This is a genomic window from Cerasicoccus frondis (genome assembly GCA_031296915.1).
Classification (GTDB): domain Bacteria; phylum Verrucomicrobiota; class Verrucomicrobiia; order Opitutales; family Cerasicoccaceae; genus Cerasicoccus; species Cerasicoccus frondis.
Window position 1 is genome coordinate 48,621 of sequence record JAVDPC010000017.1, and the last position, 24,480, is coordinate 73,100.

The following is a 24,480-nucleotide window of genomic DNA, read 5'->3' on the forward strand; positions in this document are numbered from 1 at the left end:
TCAAAAAGTTATTGTTTAGTGAATGATCAATTTCAGCGATTACTGGTGACTATCTTTTTCAACATATATAGATAATTCTGTTTTTGAGGCCAAGGAGTTGGGATCGCGCGGGAACTTTCTTATCCTATATTTTCCATCTGGATCCTTACCTTCTGTCGCCCGGAATGTGCTAAGCGCTGCAGCATATCCGGTATTGTAGCTTGATTTTGCAAAAGTATCGTCCTCGCGGTCTTTACTTGTTCGCTTATTCAATCGATCCTCAAAGCCTTCCTTGAATTTCTGGATGAAAAGTTCTTCTTTTTCATTACCGTAATTTGTTTGGAACTCCAAAATGTATACCTCGCTGCCAGAGACTTGAAAACTAACCTGTGCATCGGGTTTTTCAATTTCCTCCTTCGTGACGCAGCCAGCCATCAGGCCGAGAAATGCGAGAATCAATGCTGTAGTTTCTACCCTCAAAAAATCCAGTCTCGACCCGAGTTATCCCGTGTTCCGCATTCCGCTGGAGATTGCGTTGATCGTGAGCAGGAGTTCGGTCTGCGTCTTTTCGGTTTCCGGGTCTTTGTCGGCGCGTTGTTTGCGCCAGGTTTTGAGGAGCGCTACCTGCTTGTCGTGGAGCGAACGCATCAGCGAGGCGCGGAGCAGGTTGGAATAGTAGTGGTTCTTGCGACGTTGCTCGATGGGCCGAGACAGCATGTTTTCCATGTGATGGCGCGCGAGCTTCAGCTCGTCGAGCAAGACCTTGCGGAAGCGTTCGCGGATTTCCGCGTCTTCGACCAAGTCAATGTAGAGCTGGAAAACGGTTTCGTCCGTCGCGGCGAGGCTGGTGTCGATGTTGGTGAAAACGTAGCGGATGAACGGGTCGGTTTTGAGCGCTGTTTTGAGCTCGGTGTAACCATCCGGATTTTCTTTTTCCAAATCGTTCAGGGCGCTGCCGACGCCAAACCAACTGGTCATGTTGGCGCGGTTTTGGCCCCAGGAGAATACCCACGGAATCGCGCGCAAGTCGTCCAAAGTGTTCATGCCCGTGCGCTTGGCTGGGCGCGAACCAATTTTGCTGACTTCGATGGCGTCGATGGGCGTGGCGCCGCGGAAGAACTGGATAAAGTTCTCCATCTGCATCATCGCTTCGTAGTGGTCCTGCGATGACTTGGCCAGGCGCTCCAGGGTGTCGGCCAAAGGATGGAAACTGCGCGGGGCCTTGCGGTCCTTCAGCAGTTTGTTGAGCGTGTTGGCGGCGAGCAGCTCCAGATTGTAAGCGGCGTTGACGGGATTCGCGTATTTTTGGGCAATGGTTTCGCCCTGTTCGGTCAGACGCACGTCACCGTTGGGCGCAGTGTGCGGCAGCGCCTTGATGAAGTAATGTGTCGGTCCGGCGCCCCGGCTGATCGAGCCGCCCTTGCCGTGGAAGAAGCGGATTTTCACGCCCTTGGTTTCGCCGACTTCGGTCAGCTTGTATTGGGCTTTGTAGAGGTTCCACTGGCTGGCGAGGATGCCGCCGTCCTTGTTGCTGTCACTGTAGCCGACCATGACCTGTTGCGTCGGCTGCTTCTGCTGATATTTCTCCTGCAGCATGGCCAGCGTGCGCTGAGTCATGGGATGGTCAAGGAAGTCGCCGAGGATCTGCGTGCCGTTCTCGAGGTCTTCAATGGTTTCGAGCAGGGGCACGACTGGAATTTGGCAGACCATGCCATCCTCACTCATCAGGGTGAGTCCGGCTTCGCGCGCCAGCAGGTAAACCGCGAGCAAGTCCGAGACCGAGCGCGTCATACTGACAATGAACGAGCCGATACAGTTTGTGCCGTATTGCTTGGTGTGCTTGGCCACGACGCGGTAGCAATCCATGACGGCCGATGCCTGTGGGCCGAGCACCGCGGAGTCGTGGGTAAAGGGACGCGCGGACTGCAGTTCGCGTTCGAGGAACTCCAAGCGCTTTTCCTCAGACCAACTGCCAAAAGCGGTGTCTTCGGCCAGGGAGGCTTCGAGGAGCTGCTCAATGGCTTGGTCGTGGAATGCGCTGTTTTGGCGAATGTCGAGTGAGGCCAGGTGGAAACCAAAGGCGTCGACTACGCGCATGACGGAGATCACGTCGTCGTAGGCAATGGACTTAGCGCCGTAATCAATGAGCGATTCCTGCAAGAGGCGCAGGTCTTCCTTGAGCTGGAGTGAGTGGATGTAAGCGCCATCAAGTTCCATGAGCCGGGTGGCGTGGCCGCGGGCGGTTTCCACGGGCAGCTTGGAGATCATCAAGCTAATGAACTGACGGAAGATTTCGCCTTTATTGCGTTCGAAGGCCGCTTGTCCGCGGGCGCCGGTCTCTTCGATCATGGCTTGCACGCGCGCTTGCAGGGGAGCAGGTGCGTCTTCAAAGCTGACGCTGAAGCTCGTGCGCTGCACCAGGCGAATCAGCTTGCGACGAATGACCACGAAGGCGTTCAAGCGCAGCTGAATCAGCGTCTCCTTGGTCACGTCTGACGTCACGAGCGGGTGCCCGTCGCGGTCGCCACCGACCCAGTTGCCAAAGGTCAGGCGCGGGAAACTGTAGTTCGAGCAAACGTCGTCAATGCTGATGCCGCTGAACTGCGCGGCCTGCAACAAGCGGCGGTCGATGATTGGCAGGACTTCCGGGAAAACGTTGGTCAGGTAGTGCAGGATGTTGCGTAGCTCGTCCTGAATGTCGGGCTTTTCGAGGTAAATTTCACCGGTTTTCCATAGGCGGTAGAGGGCGAGCTCGATGTTGTGGTTAACGTTGTCGATCTCGTCCTTGGTGTACATGGAGTTCTCACGCTGCACCAAGAGCAGGTAGAGCTCACGGTGGTGCTCCAACACCGTGGCGCGCTTGGCCTCGGTGGGGTGGGCGGTGAGAACGGGCTCAATGACCACCTCGCGCAAGGCTTCCAGGATCTCCTCGGTTGAGAGGCCAGCGTCGACCAGCTCCTTGATGTTGATGCCCCACAGGCCGTTCACGGAGTCCAGCGAAATTTCTTCCTTGGTGCGGCGGGCTTGCACAGCCCCGTTGATTTCCACCATGTTGACGAGCTGGAAGATCAGCGAATACAACTGCACGTGCTTGGGGGTGATGTCGTCGACCGCCAGTTCCTTGCCGCCGATCCACGGAATGGCGTTGGCCATTTCGCTTTCGCCATTTTTAATCAGCACCGATTGCAGCGACATCAGGAGAAACTCCAGGTCGCGGTAGGGTTTGCCCAGGACTCGTTTGGTAGTGGAAAATGCTTCGCGTAGACTCATATGTAGCAAAAAATACTCGAAGGGTCAGGTATAGCAGGATTCAGGCGCGAGCAACCAAGAATCGAATTTTTCCTCCGAGAAAGTCGTTTCAGGCGCTTGCAAAGGACAATGTGTATTGTCCCGTTGCGTCGGGTATTACTCAGGCGCAGCCAGCTTTGCCTTGAGGCGCTCTTTGCAATCACTGGGCATGCCATCAGCCACGGCATGCTCGCCAATGTCGTCGCAGCAGGCGCCGAGTTTGTCGTGCATCAGATCGACCTGCTTGTCGTAGCGAGCTGTGTAGGGGCACATGATGCAGAGAATTTTCAGCTTCACTTTCTCGCCAAAGGTCAGTTCGCGCTCACAGGATTCCGACACCAAACGCGCCGCGTCGCGGCACGTTAAGAATTTGCGGGTGAACCATTTGTAAGTTGCGAGAAGCATGCTCTAGAAAAGACCTTTTTCTTTAAGACGTAATCTTTGGCAAAACCTTGCACGCAGCAATGCAATATTTTTATCTCTCTCAATGATCGGCAGGTGTTTGATTCTAGTTCTGCTAATTTTGAGTCTTTACGGTTGCCAGACTGGCGGCAACTGGTCGGCTACAGAATTGGCGAACTGGCATCAAAGAAATAAAGGTCCATTTCTCTCCCCATTGTGCTATTTAGGTTCGGATGAAGAGTATCATTACTTTTTTTGCCGATCTATGGATGCCATGGTTCCGGTGCATGTAGCACGGGGGGAAATCGATATCGCAGATGAGCTTCCTTACGTGAATACATCGACCTTTCATTCCTACTATACCGTCGATCCTCAAAATAATTTTCAGAGAGTACCTGATGACTCAAGTCGCGAATAAATCGGCAATAGTTGTTGCTGAAGCTGAGTCGACGGAATGGGGTAGCCCCGCCTTCGGCCCCACCAAAGCCGCCCACCAACCGGCGTCCAGCGCGCCTTGAATGTCTTCGACCGGGCTGTCGCCCACGTGGAGCAGCTCGCTCGCGTCCACGCCAATGGCTTCGCGGACGAGCTCGAATATGCGAGGGCTCGGCTTCTCGGCGCCGAGTTCGGCCGAGATGAAAATGGCTTCGAAATACTGCCCGATACCCAGGCCGTCTATGATGCCTCGCAGACGGGAATCGTTGTTCGACAGCACGAACAGCCGTTGCCCGTGAGCGTGCAACTGTGCGAGGGTGGACTCGACTCCTGGCAGCAGACGCCAGCGCTCGGGCTGGGCAAAGGCGTTCCACAGCGCATCGAATTGCGCATCGAACGTATCAGTTGGCGTGAGCCCAGCGAGCGTTCCGGCGACGATGGCGCGCCAGCTGTCGCGGTCGAGCACGACTTCGGGTTTGGACGACTTTTGCGCTTTGAAGCTCGTGCGAAAGCGGTCGTTGAGTAGGTCTGCTGAAAGCGGGTAACCGAGCTTCGCCAGCTCTTCGGCGTAGACTTCGCCCACGCTGGGGTAGGGCTCGATCAAGGTGCCCGCCGCGTCAAAAGTGATGGCCTGAATGCCTTCAAGGTTCATGCCTGGGCCTCCAAATGTTGGTCCAAACCCAGTGGGCAACGAACGCGTTTTTCATCGATGGTCACCTGGAGTTTTGCCTTGTTGGCGTCGTAGCGGTCGCGGGAAAGCTCGGGGTGGTTCAGGTGCGCGAGCTGACCACGGCCATAGACGAATTTCCGCTCCAACCCGTGATGATACAGGCGTGCAGCGAGGTCGGAGTCTTCGGCGCCCCAACCTTCGTAGGACTCGTCGTAGCCGTTGACGGCGACGAGGTCGTCACGCCACATGCCAAGGTTGCAGCCGAGAATGCCGTGCAACTCGCGGTTGCGCTTCACGATGGGCGTCGGCCAGCGAATGGCTTTAAATTTTCCCTCCAGCCAACCGGCGGCGAATAGTTGGCCGATGGACAGTTTGCCCGCCATTACTTTGTCCACAAATCGCTCGGGCACAAAGCAGCGGCGCCCTTGGACAAAGGTTCCTCGCTCGGCGATTTTCTGGTGGTCCGCGATGAAATGCTTGAACGGCAAGCAGTCGCCATCGATGAAGACGAGGTAGTCCACGTGTGTTTGTGCAATGGCGAGGTTGAGGATGCGGGAGCGGCGGTAGCCCTTGTCTTCCTGCCAGACGTGGCGCAGGCGCCAGAGCGGCATCTTGTGTCGCCACATTTCAACTAGTTGACGCGTTTCGTCTTTGGAGCCGTCGTCGGCTATGATGAGCTCATCAGGCCGCTGCGTGCCTGCGGCGAGCCACTTCAAGACGGCGTCGAGCTTTTGCGGCGCGTTGTAGGTGTTGATCACCAGGCCGATGGTGGGATGATCGCTCATTGCTTGGGCTGGAACTTCTCACGGACGACCGGTGTGGTGTCGTATTCGTAAAGTCGGCTGTGGCGGACAAAAGCCGCGAATGAAGTCAGCACCGCAGCGTAAAATCCGGGGAAGCCGTCGAGGAAGCCTCGCCTCAAAATGTAAGCGCGGAAAAAACGCCACGGTGGACGCAGAATCGCGTGGCTGAGCGACCATTTTTTGCCAGCGTCGAGCTGGCGCTGCAGGTAGATGTCCGCGAAGTAATTTATCTTCTCGATCTGGTCGTTGAGCGTCGGGTTCGTGTAGTGATGGAGGTCGGCGGTGAGCTTTTTCGCGGGCCCTTCAAGGTCCATCCGGTCGTGCTCGCGGCTGCCCGCCCAGCGGCCTTTACCGGTGCGGATCAGGCGTAGGGAGCGGTCTGGATACCAATCGCCGTGCGTCATCCAGCGCCCAAGAAACCACACTTTGCGTGGGAAGGATGCGCCGTTAAACGCCGGATCATCCGCCTCGATGATGGTGCGGATTTGCGTCGCCAGTTCGGGCGAAAGCTCCTCATCGCAGTCGAGGCAGAGCGTCCAGGGCTGGGTAGCTTTGGCGAGGGCGATGTTTTTCTGATCGCGGTGTCCGTGCCAGGTTTCTTCGAAAATCTGGGCCCCGTAGTCGTCACGGGCAATGGTCTCGGTGCCATCCGTACAGTCGTTATAAACGACGATGATCTCGCTCGCTAAATCCTTCACGCTGTCGAGGCAGGTGCGGATGCGCGCGGCCTCGTTGTGCGCAATCAGACAGACCGACAGGGGCAGCTTGGTCATCGCATTGCCCCTTTCAATTGGCCCAAGGCAGCTGCTGCAACGGATTCCGGTGAGACGGTGTTGATGCAGGGGATCGGTTGGTCGCACACGCTCAAATGCCCGCTGCAAGGGCAGGGATCTCCCTGGATACTCACATTATGCGGTCCGAGTGGCGCCCAGCGTGAGGATGCCGTGGGGCCAAAAAAACCGACGGTTGGCACACCGAGACCAGCGGCCAAGTGTAGCGGGGCGGTGTCAGGCGAGACAAACAGCGAGGCGCGCGAGATGGTTGCAATGTACAGCTCCAGTGAGGAGAAAACAGGCAAACAGCGCGCTTCGGGCAAGGCGGCTTGTAACGCCTTCAGGAGTGCTTGCTCGCGCTCCGTATGGCCGGCGGTGAAGACGATATCGGCGCCAGCCTGAGCCATCAGCGCATGAAACGCGACCCAATGTTCGATGGGCCATTCTTTCTTGGGTTGGCTCGTGGACAGGTGCCCGATGATACAGCGCTCGGGAAATATTGTTTCGGCTTCGGCGGCGAGCGCGGGGTCGGGCGTCAGCTCCAGAGTCAGCGCCTGCCGGTCGAAGGGCACGTCCCATGCAGACAGCACATAGGCGTCGCGGACGCATTCGTGGCGCGTGGTGTCGAGCTCTTCGATGCTTTGTGTGTAGCACTTGGCCCGGCCAGCGAAGCCTTTGGGGGCAATGACGCCCAAGCGTGCGCGGGCGCCAATCATGCGGGACAACACCGCGCCGCGGTCATTGCCGACAAAGTCCACGCTGCGGTCGAAGTTTTCCGCGCGCAGTTGACGAATCAGCGGCAGGCTGTCGCGGATGCGCAGTTTGCCGCGGGTGCGCTTGAGGCTCCAGACCTTGTCAATCCAGTCCAGGCGTTCGAGCAACGGAGCGGCCTCGGCGGCGACGAGGGCGTGGATTTCAGCGTCCGGGCAATGTTGGCGCAGCATCCTGAGCGCCGGGACCATGATGGCCACGTCGCCGAGAAACTTGAATTTGATTGCCAGGATTTTTTCGCGTCCCACGGTATTTACTTTCGATAAAGCACTCCACCAAAACGACTAAGCAATGAACGAGCAAGGCCGAAGCTTCTATGAACAAGCGCGCGATGCGCGACGCCTGCTGGTGCTCGATTTGGGCTTCCTCGGCGACACGGTCCACTTGATGCCTGCGCTGCATGCGATTCGCGCGGCTTGGCCGCATACGGAACTGCACGTGATGGCGGAGGAGAAGGCGAAGAAAATTCTCGAAGTCGTGCCGGGCGTCGATGTGATTCTGGGCTACCCGCGTTTTCCGAAAGGGCCGAAGTGGTACGAGGATTTTGGCCGCGTTAAGAAGCTGCGCGCCAGCGGCTACGACGCGGTAATCAACCTCAATGGTTCCGACCGCTCGAGCATCCTGACCGGCGCTAGCGGCGCCAAATGGCGCTTGGGTCGCGTGCCGCCCAAGCCTGCGGCATTTTGGAAATACTGTTTCACGCATTCGGTTGATGTGGGGCAGGGGGGGCGCCCGGTGTTTATCCAGCGCTGGGATTGTCTCAAGGCCGCCGGTGTGCCGGTCGGCGAAAAGCCAGGCTTTGCGGTGGAAATTCCCGCTGAAGTTAAAGCGGCAGTTGACGCCAAGCTCGCTGGCGAGCGCGGCTACCTGCACATCAGCCCCTGCACCACGCAGGACTTAAAAGAGCTGCCGATGGATGAACTTGCCAAACTCGTCGCCGCGCTGATCGCGGATAAAAACGGCCCGAAGGTGGTCCTTTCCTGCGCGCCCAATGAACGGGAAATGGGCAAGATCGCTGAGTTGATTAGCCGCTTACCCGAGCAGCCGTGGAAGGTGTTTGCGGGCGAGCTTTCGCTGCTGGAATTGGCGGAGGTTATCGGCCGCGCCGAAACGCACTTTGGTGGGGATTCTGGCGCCCTGCATTTGGCGCTGATGATGAACACGCCGACGGTATCCTGGTTTCGCGATTATGAAGGCAAGGTCGAGTGGTTGCCGCCCGGAGCCGAGCATCGCGTGGTGTTTGGCCAGGAGTCGCCGAATGGTCTGCAAGGGCTTTCATATCGAGATCTCCTGAAACGTTAGTATAATATGTTGCTTTGACATCGATAAGCGTGATAGCTATCTACTGTATATTTTTAGTACCAAATGAGAGTATTTATAGCATGCCCAATAGGTGCTTCTGATAGCGCAGAGCGCATTAGATCAGATAAACTTCTAAAGCATATCATAAATCCTGCACTGAAATCAGTCTGTGATGAGGATGAAAGGCTTGAGATCATACGTAGCGATCAAATTGCTGAGCCAGGAAAAATTACGAATCAAATAATTCGAGAAATCGTTAATGCGGATTGTGTTTTGGCTGATCTTACGGACACAAATGCAAATGTAATGTATGAGGTAGGAGTTAGGCAGGCAATCGCTAAACCGCTTGTGTTGTTAGCGGAGAAAGGGCAAAAATTGCCTTTTGACTTGAGCGACTATCGCACAATTTTTTATCAACTAGAGCTTGATTTCGTAGAAAGCGCTCAGAGTGAGTTGTCTGGTCATATAACTAAGTCCTTAGAAGGCGAACTATCCGCGATGGATAAGGCTTTGTTCGGGCGAATTGACTCGAATTCAGCTAATGATTCTGGAGGTAATGATCTAATTAGTGTTTTGGACGTTTGCAGTGAAATAAAGAAAGAAACAGTCGAGGCAAAACAGTATCTAATTGAGCTAGCGAATATTATTTTAGAAATGAGAAATTCTCGTGCTCAAGAATTGCAGTTTGAAAAAGATAAACGAAACCAAGAACTTGGGATGCAACTATTTGGGGAAATGCTTAAGAATCCTGAATCGATGGACAAATTTGTTCCTATGATGGAAAGAATGGCTAATCTTGGCAAAAAGCCCAATGGCATAGAAGATACTAAAAAGAAATAGAAATTTCCTAAGCTTCACCCCATAAAGAAAGCGCCGGCTCGCTTCGAACCGACGCTTTTTCTGCTGCTAACTTTACTCTACTATACTGACTGAAATTTATGACTTTTCCGGGGTGTCGATGATTTCCTTGAGGGTCTCGACATATTTTTCGGCGCCGCCGCGCTGGTAGCCAATCTTGGCCAGGGCGTCACCGTCGGAATTTAAAACTAAGATCGTTGGGAATCCTTGGACACCATATTGCTTGGCGAGTTCCTCATTTTGATTCTTCAGAGTCTCGGTTTGTGGCTTGTTGGAAGGAAAGTCCAAGTATACGCGGACGAGATTTTGCTCGGCGTATTCTTCAAACGCGGCTTGGTCGAAAACTTCCTTGTCGAGCTTCTTGCACCAGCCGCACCAGTCTGAGCCAGTGAAGTCGATCAGGACTGCCTTGCCGTCTTTTTTGGCTTCGGCGAGCGCCCCCTGATAGTCAGTCACCCAGCCTTCAGGGACATTGGGCTGTTGGTCCATGGAAACGGTGCTGGCGTCAGATTTCGCTGACGCAGCGCTGGGCGCTCCAGCAAATGCACAAGAGCCATTGCCGCTCATGTAGAGGGTTGCGCTGACAGCGAGGAAGGCGAAAATGAAGAGCAGATTTTTCATAATATAGGTGTTTAGTTATAGGACATGCAGTCGGGGAAAATATTCCATCCTTTCAGAAAAAATACATATGCTATTGATTTTCTTGGGACAGTCTTACAGTTTAGATTGCTTTACTCGTTGCAAATAAACCATTTCGATAATTTTTGAAGACATTTGACGTCATTGTAGTCGGCTCTGGCATTGCCGGGCTGAGTTATGCATTGGGGATTGGGCGTGAAGGCCACCGGGTCGCGATCATCACGAAGAAGAATCGCGCTGAATCCAACACCAACTATGCCCAAGGTGGCATAGCCAGCGTGACTTCGCAAACGGATGACTTCGAATTGCACGTCAAAGACACGCTGACAGCGGGCGATGGGCTTTGCGATGAAGCAGTCGTTCGGGAAATCATCAGCGACGGCCCGTCGCGCATTCAGGAGCTGATTGAGCTCGGCGTCGACTTCACGCACCTTGGTGATGGCCGTGTATCGCTGCACCGCGAGGGCGGGCACAGCAAGCGCCGCATCCTGCACGTTAAAGACCTGACCGGGGCCGCTATTGAGGCCGCGCTGTTGGACGCGGTGGCCGCCTGCAAGAACATCGAGGTGCTGGAGCACCACATGGCCATCGACCTCATTACGTTTGAAAAACTTCGCCGCAAGGGCATGTCGATGGGGCCATCGGCCAATCGAGTCGTTGGTCTCTATGTGCTGGATTCGCAACAAGGTGATGTAGAGACCTTTGCGGCACGCGTAGTGATGCTCGCCACGGGTGGAGTGGGGCAGGTCTATCAGTATTCGACGAACCCTGACATTGCGACGGGTGACGGCATTGCGATGGCTTATCGCGCTGGCGCCGAAGTGCGCAACATGGAGTTCATTCAGTTTCACCCGACCTCGTTGTTTACCTACACGCATGAGCGGTTTTTGATCTCGGAAGCCGTGCGCGGCGAGGGGGCGATCCTCCGCAACCTGCAGGGCGAGGCGTTCATGAGTCGCTATGACGAACGCAAAGACCTCGCTCCGCGCGACATCGTGGCGCGGGCGATCGACAGCGAAATGAAAAAGAGCGGCGCTCAGCATCTCTGGCTCGACATCACTGACCAGTCCGAAGAAAGCTTGCGCGACCGGTTCCCAACCATTTTCGAAGCGCTGCTTAAGCAAGGCGTGAACATGGCGCAGGACAAGATTCCCGTCGTGCCGGCCTGTCATTATCTTTGTGGCGGCGTGAAGACCGACCTTAAGGCGCGCACGAGCATCGAGGGCTTATTGGCCTGTGGCGAGGTGGCGTGCACGGGCCTGCATGGCGCCAACCGCCTGGCGAGTAATTCGTTGCTCGAAGCCTGTGTGCTGGCGCGGGACGGAGTCAAGACGACGCTGGAGCTGCTACAAAGCACGCCAAAATCGCCGCCCACCTTGCCTGATTGGTTGGATGGCGACATGCGTGATCCGGACGAGCGCGTGGTCCTTTCCCACAACCTCGACGAATTGAAGCGCACCATGTGGGACTACGTGGGCATCGTCCGAACGACGAAGCGCTTGCGCCGCGCTAAGACGCGCGTGGCCAACCTTCAGCAGGAAATCACAGAATATTATTGGAACTTTAAAGTGGATGCGTCGTTGCTTGAGTTGCGCAACCTCATCCAAGTCGCCGAGCTGATCATCGACTGCGCTCTGCAGCGCAAGGAATCACGCGGGCTGCACTACACCTTGGATTACCAGGAAAGGCTGCCGAAGTCAGATGACAGCGTGGTGCAGCTTCATTCTTCGATGAAAAGTGGTTCATTAATGCAACAATGAACCGATAATTAGTGTTATTGTCTATTGATATGAAAACGCTAACTCTAACTGTGGCGCTGTTGACGCCCGTTGCTTTGCTGTTTGCGCACGGTGACCACTCGCACGGTCCAGATGTTGATCTCGACTCCGCAATCTCTGATGCCCCTTCCCTCGGTGATGTTTCGATTGAGCAAGAAGGCGATTACCTGATTATCCAATCCAAAGACCTGCCCGGGCATGAAACCGGGCAATTTCCCAACCGGAATAACCCTAACCGGATGAGCGCGCAGTCGTTCTCCTTTCAGGTTCCGCTGGCGCCGAAGCGCGCTGCTCGGCCCCAACCTTACGATGGTTATTTGTTTGGGGTGGCCTTGAATGGCGTGCCGTTCGATCCGAATACCGGGGAATTTTGGCAAAACAACCGCCAGTGGCGCAAGGAGGCGATCATTGAAGGCGATGCCGATCACCTTGGGGTCGATTCAAGTAATGCCCATGTTCAGCCCAGTGGCATGTATCACTATCATGGGATTCCCTGGGGGCTGGTGAAGGAACTGCAAGAGAGGGATCCCAAAGCGGGCGTGGAACACCCCATGCTGATCGGCTGGGCGGCGGATGGCTACCCGATCTACTATCTTGAGGGAATGAAATCCAGTTGGCGGCTCAAGGAAGGCCAGCGTGAAGGCGGCCCCGGTGGCACAATCGACGGAACCTATACCCGCGACTACGAGTACGTTGCCGAGTCGGGTGATCTGGATTGGCTCAATGGCCGATACGGGCCCACGGCCGAATATCCAGAGGGCACGTATCAATATCATTTGACGGAAGCATTTCCATTCGTGCCGCGGTATTTCCTGGGAGAGCCTCATCAGAGCTTTGGCAAGTCCCAGCAAAATATGTCGCCTCACGGAGGCCAGCGGGGCAATCGCCCAGGCGGATTTTCGAGTGGGCCCGGTGGTCAAATGCGGCCTCCTCCACCCGGACGCCAATATTAATTCGCAATCTGGCGCCGCCAATCGGCACAATTTGCGCCCCGAGGTGAAAAAATTCTGGCCAGCGGGCGAGGTGTGCGCGAGCTTAGCGGGCTATGGCGAAAGTCGATGTAGATTTAGTGAAGATGGTGATGACCCGCAACGGCCTGGATGTGCGCACTGTGGCCCAGGTCATCGAGGACATTAATCTTGAGATGAAGGCGCAAGCTGACGAAGAGGAGAAGCCGCCGCCCGTCAAGAAGCAGTTTGTGATGATGGTCTCCGACCCCGAGGGCAAGCTAGAGGGCGTGGACGTCGTCGGCTGGATTTTACAGATACCCGAGGAAGACTCTGTTTACGTGACCGAGGAACGCCTGTTCCGCTGCGCCTACGAATATAACATGAGCAAGAAGGGCCGCCGCATGCCGGTGAAGACCATCGCCGAAGTCTGCGAGCACGTTCCCGCGCGCATTGCCAAGGAGCAGAAAATCTGGATCAAAAACAAAGAGCCTGTCTTCCTCCTGCGCACCAATAACAAGGTGCCCATGGAAACCAAGGAAGGCGATTTCTAGAGCGCGGTTTTCTCATTCAAGCCGCTAGGGAGTGTTCGAAAATGCAAAAAAGCTATTTCAAAAGGTGGAGCTCGGTGTCCCTACCGGGCTTGTTTCATCCAGCGGGTTGACGGAGTGGCAATAGCAAGCCCGGTAGGGACACCGGGCTCCACCTTTTCGAACAGAACCTAATCCTACCTCCTGACCAAGCGAGTCGTTTCGAATTCGGGAAACTGTAACAGCGTTTCCGCAGGCGTAAACAGCTCCTCAAATTCTGGCATAAAGGCGTCGCCTGTTGGTTGACCGTAAACGCGGGTCAATAGCAGTTCGGCGCACAGCGGTAGTGTCTGGCGATAGATCTCCGCGCCGCCAGCAATGAAGATTTTGCGATCACCGGCATCGAATTGCTCCAGCGCTTCCAGCGAGCGGATGATTGTGGCGCCGGGGACATCATCGGGTTGCGCATTGCGGGAGATGACGATGGTTTCGCGGCCGGGCAGGGGGCGGCCAATGGAGTCCCACGTCTTGCGCCCCATGACGAGCACATGCCCCATCGTAGTCCTTTTGAAAAATTTAAAGTCCTCGGACAAGCGCCAGGGAATGGCGTTGCCGTTGCCGATTACGCGGTTTTCAGCCATCGCGGCGATGGCGGTCCAATTGGTGTGAACTTGGGTCATGAAAGCGTGGGCGGCTGCGTTTGAAATTCGTCTTTCCGATTCAATATGTAGAGGAGCAGCAGAACGCCGAGAATCGTGCCGATCGGGAAATTCAACATCCAGATGATGGAGATCACCAGGAGGAATGTGTAAAACCAGGGGGCGCGGTAGCGACAGCCAAACAGGGCTATGGCGAGCAGGACAATGCCTATCAGGCCCAGGACCAAGCCGATTGCCGTGGTGACGAGCGCAAGGCTGATGGAATCGGCAAGCGCTTCGGGCTCGCCCATCCCGCCGTCTGAGATGTCTTTGAAGGCGCCAAGCATTCCGATAATCGTTCCGATGAGCCCAATTACGGGGCCGAGCTGCATCCAGGCGCCGAATTGCGCGAGCGATTTTCCAGATTCGTTGTTCATGGGGGAGTACTTAACGGCATCATTTGGCGCTACACTGCGTTGGCAACGGAATTTCTGCAAATCGTTGATTTCGACATTGCGCCCGGAAAAATTGAGATCAATAACTGCCTGATAGCCAAAGAAAAAGGTTGTCAGTTGGGCCATTTTGCCCCATTTTAAACAAAACTCCTTCATGCGACTAGACCGGTATATTTCCAAGTCCCGAATCATCGACATCGTCAGCTCGGATTTGGAAGGCGCGCTCAAAGAATTGCTTGAAGTCTGCAAGCTTCCCGAGGAGGCCGGCATGACCAAAAAGCAGCTGCTGGGCGAGCTGATTGAACGCGAGCAGACGATGACCACGTATTTGGGCAGTGGGATTGGCCTCCCCCACGTGCGTATTCCAATGAAGCGTCCTTATCAGTTCGCCATTGGCCGCTGCCCGCGTGGGCTGGATTTTGAAGGGCACGACGAATACCGCGATATGCGGTTGATCTTCCTCTTGCTCGCTTCCGAGAAGGAGAAGTCCTACCTGAATGTGCTCGCCTCGCTGGCGCGCACCTTCCAGGAGCCGGGCGTCGTGGAGAAGATGACCAGTTCCAAGGACATCACCGAGCTGCGTGATTCGGTGGCGTCCACCTTTGGCGGTAGCGGAACCAAGCAGGGCACCAAGGACAACAAGTTTAATCGGCTTATCTTGAAAGAGGCCGTCAAGGTGGCCAAAGGCTCGCAGAGCTCGGCGATCATGGTCTTTGGCGACACCTTTATTGGCGGCGTGGATTTGACGGAGCCCTTCGGCGACATGAAGACGATTTTGGTCACACAGTCGGCTTCGGAAGCTTCTTTCGACACGAAGACGGTCACCGCGATTATTCCGGCGCGCTCATTCGGGCACAGTCGGCTGTCGCAACTGCGTAGCGCCATGTTGATCGGCTTGACGCGCGGCATTATCAAGCACAACGAGCGTCTTTGCTGCGTCGGTGGCTTGCCGCACAGCAACCAATTTGACACGCTGGTCGTCGTCGACGTCGAGCGTGAATTCCAAAGCGTGCTGACACGGCAGACAGACATGCTGCCAGCCGCGGTAAAGCCGGAAGTGCTGGAGCGCGTGCTGGCGATTGCGACGGAGCTGTCCGTCGAGGGCCGTGAAGGCAAACCCGTTGGCTCCCTTTTCGTTCTGGGTGATTCCCAGCAGGTGCGTCCGCACACCAAGCAGCTCGTGCTCAACCCGTTCTTCGGCTACGAGGCGGAGGAGCGCAATATCCTGAACCCGTTCATGGATGAAACCGTGAAGGAGTTTTCGCTCCTCGACGGCGCATTCATCATCCGGGGCGATGGCGTGCTGGAGGCTGCGGGCACGCTCATCCACGCCAATGAATTACCCCAGCAACTACCCAGTGGCCTGGGCACGCGACATGCCGCCGCCGCGTCGATTTCGATGGCCACGGATTGCATTGCGCTGGTGGTGTCGGCCAGCACCGGGCAGGTCACGCTGTTTCGGCGAGGCCAGATGTTGCCATTGATCGAGCGCAACACCAATCGCGATTTATAGCCTACTCCCTGCTTGTTAACCACCATGATTCCCCACGCCAGAGACCCCTAAAACTACTTAACATTCTGGCCTGAGGATCATTGTGGTCGTTGTAACCCCGAACACCAGCGAGCATGAACCAATCCAAAGCCTGGCGCCCGATTGGGCGACTGTGCCTGATGACCATTCTGGGGGCGAGCCCAGTGTATGCCGCCTACTCTGAGTATTCTGTGACGGCAGAGGAGCGGCACGAAGAGATGGTGGATTTCTTTGAACACCACCAGGAAGCCACCGTTCCCGATTCTATTGATGACTGGTGGCGCTACAGATACATGCTTGGCGACGGCTATTACCGGGATGACTGGGCGAGAGAGGGCGTCACGGTTTCCATGAAATTCGTCACCGATAGCTTGGGCAATGTCAGCGGCGGGCGGGACCAGGGGTTTACTTACACTGGCTCGCTGGGCTTAGATATGGACGTAGATTTGGAAAAACTCATCGGCTTGGATGGGGCAAATTTCTATACCTCCGCTGTCTGGCGCTCCGGCAAAAGCTTATCCAACCACTACATCGGCAATGTCTTCCAGACACAGCAAATCTACGGTGGGCAAAACCTCCGGCTTTACGCCTTTTATTGGCGGCAAATGTTGCTCGATGAACAACTCCAAATTAAGGTAGGCCGCATTGCGCAGGGGGATGACTTTCTCTCTCGGCCGGTGTATTGGAGCTACGTGCAGAACGCCTTCGACGGCAACCCGGTCTCGATTTTTCTCAATACGCCAATGTATGCATACCCGAATTCCACCTGGGGCGGCTTCGTGAAATACACGCCTCGGGAATCGAGTTTCTTTGTGCAGGGCGGCCTCTATGGCGGCGCCAAGCAGCCCAACCAAACCCGCAACAGCGCGCATGGCCTTGACTGGTCTTTTGACTATGAGAACGCCTACCTGATGGGGATGTTTGGCTGGCGGCCGCAATTGCAGATCAGCGGGCAACGCGGCTTGCCGGGCAACTACTCTATGGGCGGCTACTACGTGACGGGAGATTTTCAAACCTTCCTTCCGTCCTCACCCGGAGTCCCTTCGAGTGTCGACGGTAAATGGGGCCTGTATTGGATGTTTGACCAAATGGTCTACGCCAACGGCGTCAATTCTCATGGGAAGAAGACAGGCATTACCCCGTGGTTTGTGGTCAGCATTGCGCCCGATGAGCGCGTGAATCAAATGCCATATTCCGTCTACGGAGGCGTGCGTTGGGACGCGATTATCCCCAACCGCCAAGATGACTTTCTGGCGTTGGGCTACGTGTATGGCGACTTCAGCGACGACCTGGCTCAGGCGCGCCGTAATCGCGGGCGCCAGGGGCAAAATTTTGAGTCCGTCATCGAATTAACCTACCAGATCCAGGTGAACCAGTGGTTCACCTTCCAGCCGGACATCCAATACATTATCAATCCTGGCGGGGCGAATCAGTATGGCGACGCCTTCGTGATAGGCTTTCAGTCGTCGGTGGAATTTTAACCCAGACTGAAATGCTGGCTGACTTCAGCCCAAATCAGATCGGCCAACTCGTCAATCGGCAGTGTTCCGTCGACGACGAAAAAGCGGTCGGGCTGCTCTTCTGCGAGGTCCAGGTAGCCTTGGCGCACTTGCTGGTAAAACTCGATGTTTTCCTGCTCCATCCGGTCTGGCAAATCGCTGGCGCGCTTGGCTGCGCGCGCCAGTCCGATTTCGGCCGGCACATCCACCACAATGGTCAGTTTGGGCATGGCCTCGCCCACCGCGAAGCCATTGATTGCGCTCACAGGGTCTTCGCTTAATTGACGCGCGACTCCTTGGTAAACCGTGGTGGAGTCCAAAAAACGATCACTCAAAATGACCTTATTGGCGGTCAGACCGGGGAGGATCACTTCGCGAACAAGCTGTGCGCGGCTGGCGGCAAAGAGCAGGAGCTCGGACTCGGGAAACATGCCGAAGCCAGCGTCTGCATGCTTGAGCAGGTGGCGAATTTCTTCGCCGAGCTTGGTGCCGCCGGGCTCGCGAGTCTGCACGACTTCGCGTCCGATGGCTTCAAATTGTTGGGCGAGTCGGGCAATTTGAGTGCTTTTTCCACTGCCTTCCGAGCCTTCAAAGGAGATAAAAATGCCTCCGCTTTGCGTCATGTGCTGAAGAAAGCAAGTGTGTCCGGTGGTCACAAGTATTTTTGGTGAGGCAGATGGGAGAAGGGGAGATGGAATAGGCAGAAGGCAGATGGGAGAAGGCAGAAGGGTCGAGAAGGATTTAAAGCCGGAGGTCACAGAGCTTGCTCAATAAAAGAACTCATCACCGTGCAGCAACCACTCCATCTATTCCCTTCTGCCTTCTCCCATCTGCCTTCTGCCTAAAACAGAAAAAATCCCGCTTGCCATGCGCGGAGGGGATGCTTTCCTAGGCGTCTATGGAATTGGTGGATTACCTGCCCGTATTGATTCAGATCCTGCTTGCTGTGGTGATTGCAGCGGCAATCCTCATTGCTAGCCATATGTTTGGCCAGCGTGCGCGGGGCAACTACGTCAAGGACTCTGCCTATGAGTGCGGCATGCTCGAGGAGGGCAAGCCGCACCCGAAGTTCAGCGTGAAGTTCTACGTCGTGGCCATGTTGTTCATCCTGTTCGACATTGAAATGGTCTTCATGATTCCGTGGGTCATGATTTACCGCGAGCTGCTTGCTGTTGGTATTTTGGACTTTTGGCCGATCCTGTTCTTCCTCTTCGTGCTGACGCTTGGGTTGGTCTACGAAATGAAGAAAAAGGGTTTGGAGTGGGAGCGTTGATCTCGGCTACTGCGCCGGGGTTACTTCGAGCTTAAAGAAGCATAATGGCGCGTCCACGCGGCTGGCCAAGGTGATGCTTTCCGTGCCGTCTCCGTTCGATAGCGCTTCAATTTCTTCCAAGACGCTTTCGCCGGTTTCCCAATTGGTCATGTCGTCGCTGAGCCACACGGTATAGGTGATGCCCGCGATGGTGTAACCGGCCACCGATGAGCCCGCGCCAGAACCTTCCAACCGACGATAGGTGTAGAGGAGGGTGCGCAGACCGTTGTCTGAGCCGACCGATGGCAAGTTCTCGCGACTCTGCGTGCTGCTGTAAGTGCCAGTTGCGTAGTTGATCAGGTCAGAAACACCGTCCTCGTCGGCGTCTTGATTTTCAATATCGTCGCCCGAGCCCGTTTCGCTGATGTTTTCGTAAACCCACAGGTCGAGTTCATTGCCTATGTCGAGGAGCCAGGTTTGCTCGGCGGCGCCAGCGTCGTTGGCGGCGGTCAGCGTTACAGTATAGTCGCCGGAAGCTGAAGGATAGCCCGTAATCGCCCCAGTGACGGCGTGAATGCTCAGCCCGTCAGGTAAGCCCGAGGCGTCAAAGCTGGTTGGTTCATTGTCCGCAGTGACACTGAAGAAAAATGCTTCGCCAATGAATCCACGTGCGCTGTCGCTGCTGGTGAATTCCGGGATGTTCACCACACCTGCGCCCAGCAAATTTGCCAGGTTGAGCCGTGCTCCCGATACGGTTTTCGACGCCAGGTAGTCAACTGGCGTCGCCGTCGCCAGTAACTGGGCTTTCACCTCGGCTGGGCTCAAGTCAGGCTCATGCTGGAGGAGCAAGGCCACGGCGCCTGCGACGCAAGGAGTGGCCATCGAGGTGCCACTCATGCTTCTGTAGCCATTGTTGCGCACCGTGCTCAGGATGCTTTGACCGGGCGCGGATAAATCCACTGACGTCGCCCCATAATTGCTGAAATACGAGAAGCTGTCGTAGCGATTGTGCGAGGCTACGGCGATGATGTTTTCCTCGTCGTCGGACGATGGCATGTGGGGATTCGCATCAGTGTCTTCGCTTTCGTTGCCAGCCGCCGCCACAAAGGGGATATTCGAAAGGCGAATCGCGTCGCTGAACAGAAAATGCGTTTCACCGCTGGCGCCCCAGGAGTTGCTGGTCAGGTCCGCATCCATAAACCAGGCGTAGTAAATGCAATTCAATGCGTCCGACAGGCTGCCAGCGCCAGAGGCGGAGAGGAACTTTAACCCCATGAGCTGGGTTTCCCAAGCCACCCCTGCGACGCCAATGCCGTTGTCGCCAACGGCCCCAATGATGCCCGCACAGTGGGTGCCGTGGTTATTGTCGTCCATGGGGTCGCCATCGTCGTTGTAAAAATCGTAGCCGTGGTAGTCGTCAATCAGCCCGTTGCCATCGTCGTCAATGCCGTTGCCGTCGATCTCTCCGGGGTTGACCCAGATGTTCGCCGCCAAGTCCACGTGGGAATGGTCGATGCCGGTGTCGATCACGCCGACGACAATGTCCGCTGCGCTGGTCTGGACATCCCATGCGGCGGGTGAGCCGATGTGCGGGCCATCCTCGGCGGAGGTGTCGTGCATCCACTGCTCGCTGTAGCGGGTGTCGTTTGGAGTCGTCGCGATCGCAAAGACGATGGGGTCAGTTTCGGCGTGCTCGATGTCGCTTGCGGCGTCGCTTTGGGCCAAGCGGTTTTGGATGACTTCCAGGGCGTCTAAACTGGGTTCAGGGCCGCTCACCAATAAGTGTCCTGGCGCGAAGAGTTGTTTGCGAATCGTCAAGCCAGCGCGCTCCAGCTTGAGCTTGGTTGCTTCGATGGACTCCAGTGGCGCGCGGGCGATCAGGTGGTCGGCGACTTCCACGATGTCGCGCTGGTATTCACCGTACTCGTCCCAATGCGTTTCCACGCGCCAATGCGGATATTTTTCCGGAGTTCGGTAGAGTCGCTTTTCGATGCGACTGCCGTCAGTGTTGACCACGGTTCGGGCGTCCAGCAATTCGGAGCGGTCAAGGATTTCAGCGAGTATGGGGTTGCGGCGTGCGGGTTGGCCATCGCTGGAAGACGACGCAATTTCAGCGGCTATCGTTTCTCCGGCTTTGGCTGTTTCGCTGGAGTGCGGTGGTTTGGCTTCGCCCCGGGTATCTGGAGTTACGCTCGCACGAGTGGCCTCAGTAGTAGGCGCAACCGAGCTCTGGCTCAGCGCCAACCAAAGCGCAAAACAGACCGCTACGATGTAACCGCTGACGATGGGTAGACTCCTCCGCATAAATTAAGGGAGGGACGATAGCATATTTCATTTGAGAATGCAGTATCCTTCCACCGGATGAAGAACTATTCACACATTGTAAACTCGGAGGGGTAGCCAATCACAAAGGATTCTTTGCCACTTGGCCAACGCAATGCGCGAAAATGCTCGCCCGTCGGGTCGTAAGGGCACTGGACGTCTTGTGCTGAACCAAAGCCAAAACGTTCATAGTAGCTTGGGTCGCCCAGCACGAACACAGGGCTCGCGTCGATTGGTGGCATGGCCAGGGTTTCGTGAATCAACTTCGAGCCAAATCCCAGACGCTGTTGTGTGGGGTGGACGGCGATTGGGGCCAGGTGATAGCCGATTGCTACACCATTTCGGTAGGCAGGCGAGTAGGCGACGACGCCAACAAGTCGACTCGTTTCCTCCAAAATCCAGAGGTGTGAATCAGTTCGGAGCAAGAGCTTTTGGACGAGGGCGCTTTCGAATGAGCTCGGCGCAAACGCGGTGTCCAGCAGAGACTTTGCTTCGGATACTCGATGGGGCAGTAATGCAGTGATGTTCTGCGGCGCATCAGCGCTCATAACCCAATTCGCGCATGACGTCACCGTGGTATTGCCAGAACAGCTCATGCTGCGCGTCCGTCATTTCGTCTTTCCAGGAACCTGAGGCGCCTTTGCGGAAGAAGCCCGGGGAACTGGCGTTGAGCTCTTCGAAGGTCGGCGGTTTGGCGTGCCCGGCATCTTGATTGATCCCGATGAATTCAGCGAGCAAGGCCATGGATTCATCCGGCTGGTCGACCAGGTCTTGGTAGCGTAGCTCCAGGATAGGATTGCTGAGCGTCTTGACTGCCTTGGCGTGATCGCTCCAGCTATCTTCCTTTTTCGGCAGAAAATAAGTGATGGCCGCGCTGACATCCGTCGGCTTGCCCTTCAGTTTATAGAGCAGCTTATTTTTCTCCGGCAGGATGTATTTCATGTAATAATGCGCGTAGGAGACAAGGGCGTCCCGCCCATCACGATGCAGGTGGACGACTTTGCCATAATCAGGCGGCAGCGCATGAGTTTTGACGAGGAACACATCGTCCGAGGCCTGGCATTCTTCCCAAGTGCCTGGAATAGGCTTTTGCCCCATAAATTTGGCCGTGCCCTCGCGGTTGAATTCCTTATCGCCTTCGTTGGTCGTGCTGTGGACAGAGTAAGTGTCCAAGCCGAAGTAGCTGTGAGTCAGGATACGCAGGAGGGTATTGCCCGAGCGTGGGTAGGAGTAGAGCCAAACAACCATGCCTGAAAAGTATGCGGGTTAAACCTCCGCTGCGGCTTCAACGGCCTCGGGCTCGACCCACTTGCCATGCTCGGAAATGAGGTCCACCAGACGGTCGAGGGCTTCGACTTCCGGGATGTTAAACTTCACGCACTCCTTGCCGACATAGAGGTTGATCTTGCCCGGCGCGCCGCCGACGTAGCCAAAGTCCGCATCCGCCATTTCGCCGGGGCCATTCACGATGCAGCCCATGACGGCGATGGTTACGCCCTTCAGGTGGCCAGTGCGCCCTTTGATGCGCTGCGTGACTTCCTGCAGGTCGAACAAGGTGCGGCCACAGCTGGGACACGCGACGTATTCCGTTTTGGTGGCGCGCATGCGCGCAGCCTGGAGCATGTTGTAGGCAAGAGCCGTCGCCTGATCAAAGCGGTCAACGTTTTCGACGGAAATTAAGTCGCCCATGCCATCGACAAACAAATTACCGGCGACCATGGACGCCTCCAGCAGTTGATTGCCAAAGCCGGTTTCTTCGAGCACCTGCATTTCCGGGGTGATGCGAATCCAGAGTGGGGCTTTGCTGCCGATTTCTTTCAGCGCATCGCCGAGCGCACGGTAAGCGCCCGTGGCGTGGGTGTCGCCCGGAACGCCTGTGCGGGTGAATACGAGATGGCCGTCACCGAGTTTCTGAATGGTGTCTCGCCATTCGAGGACTTGGTGCGCGCTGGTGTCGAGGGCGATCAGGAAATTATGATGCACGGCCCACTGGTGGGCGTGTTCGAGGCAGTTTTTCTCAAACTTGCAAATGAACATCCAGCGGATGTCCGTGCTGAAGTTCAACGCTTCCAATTTCTCCGGAGAAACATCCTCGGCGCACTTAACGACGATTGCTTCGATTGCCGGGGCCAGCACTTTGGCGAGCTGCTCCAAGTGGGGAAGGTCGTCATTGGACGCAACGTTCACCAACAGGCCTTCGACTTTGGCGTCCTTAAACTTGCGGTTCACGTCCAGCACGTCTTTGACGATCTGAGTGTGCTCAGACAGCGGGCGTCCGGCGGCGGTGATGACGCGTGGCGGTTCCAGTGGGCCCAGTGGCGCATTGCGGCCAAAGGAGAGATCGACGATTTCGCGGCGTTGGTAGTTGTAGAAATCTGCGTGTGCTTCGCTGCGGTCGGTGTCGGGCAGGGCGGCGGATTGCTCCCAATGCGCATGCGCGCGCTTCACGAGCTCCTGGCAGACCGGAATTTCGTGCCAGGGATCTTCAGTCAGGGAAACGCGCACGGTGTCGCCGAGGCCGTCATAGAGCAGGGCGCCGATGCCGACTGCGCTCTTGATGCGCGCGTCTTCACCTTCACCGGCCTCGGTGACGCCCAGGTGCAATGGATATTGCATGCCTTCCAGGTTCATTTTCTCAACCACGAGCCGGTAGGCCTGAATCATGACCTTCGGGTTGCTCGCCTTCATCGACAAAATGATGTTGTGGAAATTGTGGCTTTCGGCGATGCGGATAAACTCGAGGGCGGACTCGACCATGCCCAGCGGCGTATCGCCGTAGCGGTTCATGATGCGGTCGGACAGGGAGCCGTGGTTGGTGCCGATGCGCAGGGCGCGACCAAGCTCCTTGGCGCGGAGGACCAGGGGAGTGAAGGCGCTGTGCAGGCGCTCAAGCTCTTCCTGGTAAGCGGCGTCGGTGTACTCGGTGACGGCGAACTTCTTTTTATCGGCGTAGTTGCCTGGGTTGACGCGGACCTTGTCCACGTGCTCAACAGCGATCATTGCAGCGCTCGGCAGAAAGTGAATGTCCGCAACCAGCGGCACATTGCTAAATCCGGCCGCCGAAAACTGTTTGCGAATCGGCCCGAGGGCCTCTGCGGCAGCTTTATTGGGCGCGGTGATGCGGACGATTTCGCAACCGACCTCCGCGAGGCGGATACACTGCCTGACTGTGGCTTCGACGTCTTGCGTCAAGCTCGTGGTCATGGATTGGACGCGTATCGGGTTGCCGCCGCCAACACCGACAGGGCCAACCATGACTTCGCGCGTTTGACGGCGGGTTGCTTTAAAGCGTGAATGGCAATAAGGCTGCATAGTAAAAAATCAAAGTCAGCCACTAGAACAGCAGCGGGAGCAAATATCAAACGGAAAGAAATGCCGTGCTTTTGCTCATTTTTGGACAGTTTCAGTCTGCCTTTTGGCGAGGGGGCTCATTACCCTGCTTGGATAGTGCGCAATGGAGGTGTGTTTGTTAATTAATTGTGAAAGGCTAAAATGCCCTAAAAAATAGGGGGTGCGGCTTAACAACTGCTGATTTCTGCCGTATCTCTTAACAGAAGCTTAAGGTGCGAGCATCTTGCACCTGCGGCGTAGGAGGGGAATGAAAGCTG

The 24,480-nt window shown here is 56.0% G+C and carries 23 protein-coding genes; 8 read left to right on the forward strand and 15 right to left on the reverse strand.

The features are described from left to right. Nucleotides 1-39: 39 nt before the first annotated feature. From RBB63_RS13725 to RBB63_RS13755, 7 genes are all read right to left on the reverse strand, one after another. The gene (locus tag RBB63_RS13725) at nt 40-438 is read right to left on the reverse strand and encodes a hypothetical protein (protein ID WP_309385209.1); all 399 of its coding nucleotides are present in this window, start codon (nt 436-438) and stop codon (nt 40-42) included. Between the two features lie 42 nt (nt 439-480). After that, nucleotides 481-3,249 (reverse strand): phosphoenolpyruvate carboxylase, encoded by a 2,769-nt coding sequence (locus RBB63_RS13730; RefSeq protein WP_309385211.1) that lies wholly within the window; start codon nt 3,247-3,249, stop codon nt 481-483. A gap of 135 nt (nt 3,250-3,384) precedes the next feature. Next, entirely contained in the window at nt 3,385-3,672 is a 288-nt protein-coding gene (locus RBB63_RS13735; protein ID WP_309385213.1) for a hypothetical protein, read from the reverse strand. Between the two features lie 400 nt (nt 3,673-4,072). After that, nucleotides 4,073-4,756, reverse strand: coding sequence for an HAD-IA family hydrolase (locus RBB63_RS13740; RefSeq protein ID WP_309385215.1), 684 nt, complete (start codon nt 4,754-4,756; stop codon nt 4,073-4,075). Beyond that, nucleotides 4,753-5,559, reverse strand: coding sequence for a glycosyltransferase family 2 protein (locus tag RBB63_RS13745; protein WP_309385218.1), 807 nt, complete (start codon nt 5,557-5,559; stop codon nt 4,753-4,755). Before RBB63_RS13745 ends, RBB63_RS13740 begins: the two co-directional genes overlap by 4 nt. After that, nucleotides 5,556-6,350 (reverse strand): glycosyltransferase family 2 protein, encoded by a 795-nt coding sequence (locus RBB63_RS13750; RefSeq protein WP_309385220.1) that lies wholly within the window; start codon nt 6,348-6,350, stop codon nt 5,556-5,558. The genes RBB63_RS13745 and RBB63_RS13750 overlap by 4 nt, the downstream gene beginning before the upstream one ends. Continuing rightward, the gene (locus RBB63_RS13755) at nt 6,347-7,369 is read right to left on the reverse strand and encodes a glycosyltransferase family 9 protein (protein ID WP_309385222.1); all 1,023 of its coding nucleotides are present in this window, start codon (nt 7,367-7,369) and stop codon (nt 6,347-6,349) included. Before RBB63_RS13755 ends, RBB63_RS13750 begins: the two co-directional genes overlap by 4 nt. Nucleotides 7,370-7,412: 43 nt before the next feature. Between RBB63_RS13755 and RBB63_RS13760 the strand changes: the two genes are divergently transcribed. Further along, nucleotides 7,413-8,423, forward strand: a complete 1,011-nt coding sequence (locus tag RBB63_RS13760) for a glycosyltransferase family 9 protein (protein ID WP_309385224.1) — start codon at nt 7,413-7,415, stop codon at nt 8,421-8,423. Between the two features lie 63 nt (nt 8,424-8,486). Next, nucleotides 8,487-9,263, forward strand: a complete 777-nt coding sequence (locus tag RBB63_RS13765) for a hypothetical protein (protein ID WP_309385226.1) — start codon at nt 8,487-8,489, stop codon at nt 9,261-9,263. A gap of 96 nt (nt 9,264-9,359) precedes the next feature. Here RBB63_RS13765 and RBB63_RS13770 read toward each other — a convergent pair whose 3' ends face one another. Further along, nucleotides 9,360-9,902 carry a thioredoxin family protein gene (locus RBB63_RS13770; RefSeq protein WP_309385228.1) on the reverse strand — a complete coding sequence of 181 codons (543 nt, stop codon included), beginning with the start codon at nt 9,900-9,902 and terminating at the stop codon, nt 9,360-9,362. A 143-nt stretch (nt 9,903-10,045) separates the two neighbouring features. Here RBB63_RS13770 and nadB point away from each other — a divergent pair, with 143 nt between their 5' ends. The 3 genes from nadB (at nt 10,046) to RBB63_RS13785 (ending at nt 13,199) form a co-directional block, all read left to right on the forward strand. After that, nucleotides 10,046-11,680, forward strand: coding sequence for an L-aspartate oxidase (gene nadB / locus RBB63_RS13775; RefSeq protein WP_309385230.1), 1,635 nt, complete (start codon nt 10,046-10,048; stop codon nt 11,678-11,680). Nucleotides 11,681-11,709: 29 nt separating this feature from the next. Next, nucleotides 11,710-12,651, forward strand: a complete 942-nt coding sequence (locus RBB63_RS13780; RefSeq protein ID WP_309385232.1) for a YHYH protein — start codon at nt 11,710-11,712, stop codon at nt 12,649-12,651. Nucleotides 12,652-12,743: 92 nt separating this feature from the next. Further along, nucleotides 12,744-13,199, forward strand: a complete 456-nt coding sequence (locus tag RBB63_RS13785; RefSeq protein ID WP_309385234.1) for a hypothetical protein — start codon at nt 12,744-12,746, stop codon at nt 13,197-13,199. A gap of 173 nt (nt 13,200-13,372) precedes the next feature. Here RBB63_RS13785 and RBB63_RS13790 read toward each other — a convergent pair whose 3' ends face one another. Both RBB63_RS13790 and RBB63_RS13795 read right to left on the reverse strand, forming a co-directional pair. Next, nucleotides 13,373-13,855 carry a dihydrofolate reductase gene (locus tag RBB63_RS13790; protein WP_309385236.1) on the reverse strand — a complete coding sequence of 161 codons (483 nt, stop codon included), beginning with the start codon at nt 13,853-13,855 and terminating at the stop codon, nt 13,373-13,375. Beyond that, entirely contained in the window at nt 13,852-14,394 is a 543-nt protein-coding gene (locus RBB63_RS13795) for a MotA/TolQ/ExbB proton channel family protein (RefSeq protein ID WP_309385238.1), read from the reverse strand. Before RBB63_RS13795 ends, RBB63_RS13790 begins: the two co-directional genes overlap by 4 nt. 28 nt (nt 14,395-14,422) lie before the next feature. Here RBB63_RS13795 and RBB63_RS13800 point away from each other — a divergent pair, with 28 nt between their 5' ends. Together RBB63_RS13800 and RBB63_RS13805 are read left to right on the forward strand one after the other, a co-directional pair. After that, nucleotides 14,423-15,781 (forward strand): diadenylate cyclase, encoded by a 1,359-nt coding sequence (locus tag RBB63_RS13800; protein ID WP_309385240.1) that lies wholly within the window; start codon nt 14,423-14,425, stop codon nt 15,779-15,781. 113 nt (nt 15,782-15,894) lie between these two features. Continuing rightward, entirely contained in the window at nt 15,895-17,280 is a 1,386-nt protein-coding gene (locus RBB63_RS13805; protein ID WP_309385242.1) for a carbohydrate porin, read from the forward strand. Here RBB63_RS13805 and tmk read toward each other — a convergent pair. Continuing rightward, complete coding sequence (tmk, locus tag RBB63_RS13810; RefSeq protein WP_309385244.1) at nt 17,277-17,921, reverse strand: dTMP kinase; 645 nt, start codon at nt 17,919-17,921, stop codon at nt 17,277-17,279. The two genes, RBB63_RS13805 and tmk, sit on opposite strands and share 4 nt — an antisense overlap. Before the next feature lie 275 nt (nt 17,922-18,196). On the opposite strand from tmk, the gene RBB63_RS13815 reads away from it, so the two are divergent. After that, nucleotides 18,197-18,571 (forward strand): NADH-quinone oxidoreductase subunit A, encoded by a 375-nt coding sequence (locus RBB63_RS13815; protein ID WP_309385246.1) that lies wholly within the window; start codon nt 18,197-18,199, stop codon nt 18,569-18,571. 6 nt (nt 18,572-18,577) lie between these two features. On the opposite strand, the gene RBB63_RS13820 is transcribed toward RBB63_RS13815, so the two are convergent. The 4 genes from RBB63_RS13820 to ispG form a co-directional block, all read right to left on the reverse strand. Then, nucleotides 18,578-20,854, reverse strand: coding sequence for a S8 family serine peptidase (locus RBB63_RS13820; RefSeq protein WP_309385248.1), 2,277 nt, complete (start codon nt 20,852-20,854; stop codon nt 18,578-18,580). A gap of 65 nt (nt 20,855-20,919) precedes the next feature. Beyond that, the gene (locus tag RBB63_RS13825) at nt 20,920-21,420 is read right to left on the reverse strand and encodes a GNAT family N-acetyltransferase (protein ID WP_309385253.1); all 501 of its coding nucleotides are present in this window, start codon (nt 21,418-21,420) and stop codon (nt 20,920-20,922) included. Continuing rightward, entirely contained in the window at nt 21,410-22,120 is a 711-nt protein-coding gene (locus tag RBB63_RS13830) for a sulfotransferase domain-containing protein (protein ID WP_309385255.1), read from the reverse strand. The genes RBB63_RS13825 and RBB63_RS13830 overlap by 11 nt, the downstream gene beginning before the upstream one ends. Before the next feature lie 18 nt (nt 22,121-22,138). Then, nucleotides 22,139-24,184: a (E)-4-hydroxy-3-methylbut-2-enyl-diphosphate synthase gene (gene ispG / locus RBB63_RS13835; protein ID WP_309385257.1), complete on the reverse strand. Its 2,046-nt coding sequence runs from the start codon at nt 24,182-24,184 to the stop codon at nt 22,139-22,141. Nucleotides 24,185-24,480 lie beyond the last annotated feature (296 nt).